The organism is Actinoplanes sp. NPDC051633 (assembly GCF_040681735.1).
In the GTDB taxonomy this organism is placed as follows: domain Bacteria; phylum Actinomycetota; class Actinomycetes; order Mycobacteriales; family Micromonosporaceae; genus Actinoplanes.
The window spans coordinates 1-4,046 of the sequence record NZ_JBFAZH010000720.1 but is presented as its reverse complement, the minus strand read 5'-3'; the positions used below and the strand labels follow the sequence as shown (position 1 = coordinate 4,046).

The following is a 4,046-nucleotide window of genomic DNA, read 5'->3' as shown; positions in this document are numbered from 1 at the left end:
CCGGTGAACGACCACCCGAGCGACAAGGCGACCTTCCGGCTGAGGATGAGCGTGCCCGACGGGCTCTCGGTGCTGAGCAACGGCGTCCCGGGCAGGACGGTCAAGGCGGCCGGCCGCGCCACCTGGAGCTGGACCGAGGACAAGCCGATGGCCTCCTACCTGAGCTTCGTGGCGATCGGGAAATACCGCGTCGAGACCACCCAGCACAAGGGCAAGCCGATGATCTCGGCGATCTCGGAGTCACTGCCCGCGGACGGTCCGGCGGACCGGTCGATCGGCGCGACCGGCCGGGTCGCCGACTACCTCGAGACGGTGTTCGGCCCGTACCCGTTCGACTCCTACGGCGGCGTCGTGCTCGACGACGAGCGGGTCGGTTACGCGCTGGAGACCCAGTCGCGGCCGGTCTACGGCAACGTCTTCTTCACCGGCGGCGAGAACACCGGCGTCGTCGCGCACGAGCTCGCCCATCAGTGGTTCGGCGACAGCGTGGCGCTCGAGCGCTGGCAGGACATCTGGCTCAACGAGGGCTTCGCCACGTACGCCGAATGGCTGTGGTCCGAGCACCAGGACCTGACCACCGCGGAGTCGATCTTCCAACGCCGCTACGCGAACTTCGACTGGTCGAAGCCGCCCGGCGATCCGGGCCCGGGCGACCTGTTCGGCGAGGCCGTCTATCAGCGTGGCGGCATGACCGTGCACGCGCTGCGCAAGACGATCGGCGACGACGCGTTCTTCAAACTGCTCAAGTCGTGGACCGCCGAGCGCGCCGGCGGGAACGCGACCACTCAGGACTTCCTCGCCGCCGCGGAGAAGATTTCCGGCAAGGATCTGGACCCGTTCTTCCAGGCCTGGCTGTTCGGCGGCACGAAACCTACTTATTGACCAGTTCGGGGTGCGCGGCGACGAACGCGGCGACGCGGCCCTGCGCGACGGCTTTGAAATACGCGCGCCCGACCGGCAGCAACTGCTCGCCCAGGTATCCGCCGCCGCTGAGCACCGAGTCGCCCGGCAGACCGACGAGGGTGATCCCGCTCGGTTCCAGATCACGGACCGCGTACGCGTACTCGACCGGGCTGCGATCGCCGGCGTAGACCAGCGTGTCGCCCATCGCCCGGAGCACGGCGTCCAGCTTCGGCTGGTCGGTCGCCAGCCCCGACGACGCCGCCTTGGCCAGCAGCGCGGCGACGAGCTGCCGCTGGTGGCGCTGCCGGTCGTAGTCGCCGTTCTTCAGGCCGTACCGCTGCCGCGCGTAGTCCAGCGCCTGCCAGCCGACCAGCGTCCGGCTGCCGGGCAGATAGGTGGCCTGCGGGCCGGTGTATCCGCCGCCGCCCGGCCGCATCGGCCGCAACGTGCCGTCCGGCTTGCGGTGCTGCGACAGCACCTTGGTGTCGATGCGCATGGTGACGCCGCCGAGCGCGTCGGTCAGCCGGCTCAGACCGGTGAAGGTGAGGACCGCCCCGGCGTGGAACTTCTTGATGCCGGTGTACGACGAGACCACCCGGCTGAGCAGCTGGTAACCCTGCTCCGGGTTCGGCTTCTTGCTGCCGGGCACCCGGGAGCCGCGGCTCATCGCCTCGGTGATCTTGTAGCGGCCGCCGGGGAAGCCGGCCGGCGCGAACGCGGGCATGCTCACCCGCAGATCGCGCGGCAGCGAGGTGAGGTAGGCCGACCGCAGATCCGCCTCGACGTGCATCACCATGATGGAGTCCGCGTGCGGCTCCCAGTCCGGGATCGTGACCCGGGTGTCGACGCCGACCAGCAGCAGGTCGAGCGGGCCGGTGATATCGGCGCCCGGCGATGGGGCCGGGCTGGCCGAGGTCCGCGCCACCGAGGGCGCGGCGGACGGCGCAGCCGTGGGCGGCGAGTCGTTCCGCGAGGTCAGGGCGTATGCGAGGCCCGCACCGGCGATCACCAGAACGGCTGCGACCGCGGTCGCCAGCCACAACACCCGTCTTCTCGGCATGAGGTGAACAGTAGATCAGCAAGCCGCAACTCGATCGCTCCCGGACGGGTCCGGTGGCTGCCGCGTCACCCCGCGACCGTGGAGGAACCGGCCGGATCGCCCGACCGGGCGAACGGGGGAAAGATGCGGTTCTCGGCAGTCCTGCTTGCCCTGGTCGGCGGTGTCGCGCTGACCGGCGTGCCCGCCCCGGCCACCGCGGCCGAGACGTCGGTGCCGCTGGTCGTCGGCGTACGCGGCGCGGTCGGCGAGCTGCCCCCGGAGGCCACCGAGACCGGCGCCCAGCCCGGCGCGATCACCGTCGACGTGCCGCGCAGCCGGGCCGGCGAGGTGGCCGCGGAGCTGCGGTCCGACCCGTCGGTCGCGTACGTGGAGCCGGACCACATCGCCCGGGCCGCCGCGATCACCCCGGCCGACCCGTCCTACGGCTCCCAGTGGGGCATCGCCAAGACCCGCGTCAACACCGCCTGGGGCGTCACCCGCGGTGCCTCGTCGGTCACCGTCGCCGTGGTCGACACCGGCGTCAAGAAGCTGCCCGACCTGGCTCCGCGGATCCTCCCCGGATACGACTTCGTCAACGACGACAACGACCCGACCGACGACGACGGCCACGGCACGATGACCGCGGGCGTGATCGCGGCCACCGCGAACAACGGCATCGGCGTCGCCGGCATCTGCTGGTACTGCAAGATCCTGCCGGTGAAGGTGCTCGGCGCGGGCGGCAGCGGGTCGTACAGCGACATCGCCGCGGGCATCAGGTACGCGGCGGACAAGGGCTCCGACATCATCAACCTGTCGCTCGGCGGCAGCGCGGACAGCCAGCTGCTGCGCGACGCGGTGGCGTACGCCGCCGCCAAGGGCTCCCTGGTCATTGCCGCGGCCGGCAACTCCGGCAGCTCCGCGCTGCACTTCCCGGCTGCCATCGCGAGCGTGCTCGCGGTGGGCGCCTCGACACCGGGCGACGCCCGCTACCCGTGGTCCAACTACGGCAGTTCGTGGGTCGACCTGGCCGCGCCCGGCTGCAACCCGGCGCAGGACGTGGCCGGCGTGCTCGCCAACTTCTGCGGCACCTCCTCGGCGACGCCGTTCGCCTCCGGGGTCGCGGCGCTGCTCGCCTCGACCAGCCCGGCGCCGTCCGCGGCGCGGATCCGGCAGGCCCTCACCCTCTCCGCCGCCAAGCTGGCCGGCAACTGGGTCGCCGCCACCTCGGGCCGGGTCGACGCGGCCGCCGCGCTGGGCTCGATGGCCGCGCTCACCGTCGACAAGGCCATGCCGGCCGTGGCGTTCCGCTCGCCCGCCGCGTCGGCCACCGTGCACGGCTTCGTCACGGTCGGGGTGGCGGCGACCGACGACACCGGCGTGGCCAAGGTGCAGCTGCTGGCCAACGGCAGGCTCCTGGGCACCGACGCCGCCGCGCCCTACGCCTTCCGCTGGGCGTCGGCCGGGTACAACGGCACGATCACGCTGCAGCTGCGCGCGTACGACCGGGCGGGCAACGTCACCATCGCGAACCGGACCGTCTGGGCGGACAACACCGGGCCGGCGATCGCCGTGACCTCGGCGACGGCCAACGGCGCGCACACCAGGCGTGCGGTGATCGCGGTGCGCGCCACCGACCCGGCCGGCGTTGCCGGGCTCCGGCTGATCGTCAACGGCCGGGTCGTCCTGGGCAAGGCCGGCTCGACGTACGCGTTCGCCGTGGGGGTGACCAAGACCGTCCGTGTGCAGGTGCAGGCCACCGACTCCCTCGGCAACACACGCCTCACCCCGGCCCGGACCTGGCTGCCCTGACGTCGGTAAACTCGCACGGCATGACGACCCCCCGGCCCGTGCTCGTTGTCGACTTCGGCGCGCAATACGCCCAGCTGATCGCCCGGCGGGTGCGTGAGGCCCGGGTCTACTCCGAGATCGTCCCGCACTCGATGCCGGTGCACGAGATGCTGGCGAAGGACCCGGCGGCGATCATCCTGTCCGGCGGGCCGTCCAGTGTGTACGAACCCGGCGCCCCCGGGCTGGACGCGACGCTCTTCGACAGCGAGGTGCCGGTCTTCGGCATCTGCTACGGCTTCCAGGCGATGGCGCAGGC

Annotated in this window: 3 protein-coding genes and 1 pseudogene; 3 read left to right on the top strand and 1 reads right to left on the bottom strand. The window is 72.1% G+C overall.

Going from position 1 to position 4,046, the window contains the following annotated elements; translation table 11 throughout:
* Positions 1–882: M1 family metallopeptidase (locus AB0M20_RS30560; RefSeq protein WP_364303786.1), on the top strand; the 882-nt coding region annotated here is incomplete at its 5' end.
* Here AB0M20_RS30560 and AB0M20_RS30555 read toward each other — a convergent pair.
* Entirely contained in the window at positions 872–1,963 is a 1,092-nt protein-coding gene (locus AB0M20_RS30555; protein WP_364303785.1) for an LCP family protein, read from the bottom strand. The two genes, AB0M20_RS30560 and AB0M20_RS30555, sit on opposite strands and share 11 nt — an antisense overlap.
* A gap of 78 nt (positions 1,964–2,041) precedes the next feature.
* On the opposite strand from AB0M20_RS30555, the gene AB0M20_RS30550 reads away from it, so the two are divergent.
* Together AB0M20_RS30550 and AB0M20_RS30545 are read left to right on the top strand one after the other, a co-directional pair.
* Positions 2,042–3,751, top strand: a complete 1,710-nt coding sequence (locus AB0M20_RS30550; RefSeq protein ID WP_364303784.1) for a S8 family serine peptidase — start codon at positions 2,042–2,044, stop codon at positions 3,749–3,751.
* 20 nt (positions 3,752–3,771) lie between these two features.
* Positions 3,772–4,046, top strand: a pseudogene (locus tag AB0M20_RS30545) (GMP synthase (glutamine-hydrolyzing)); the annotation flags it as partial.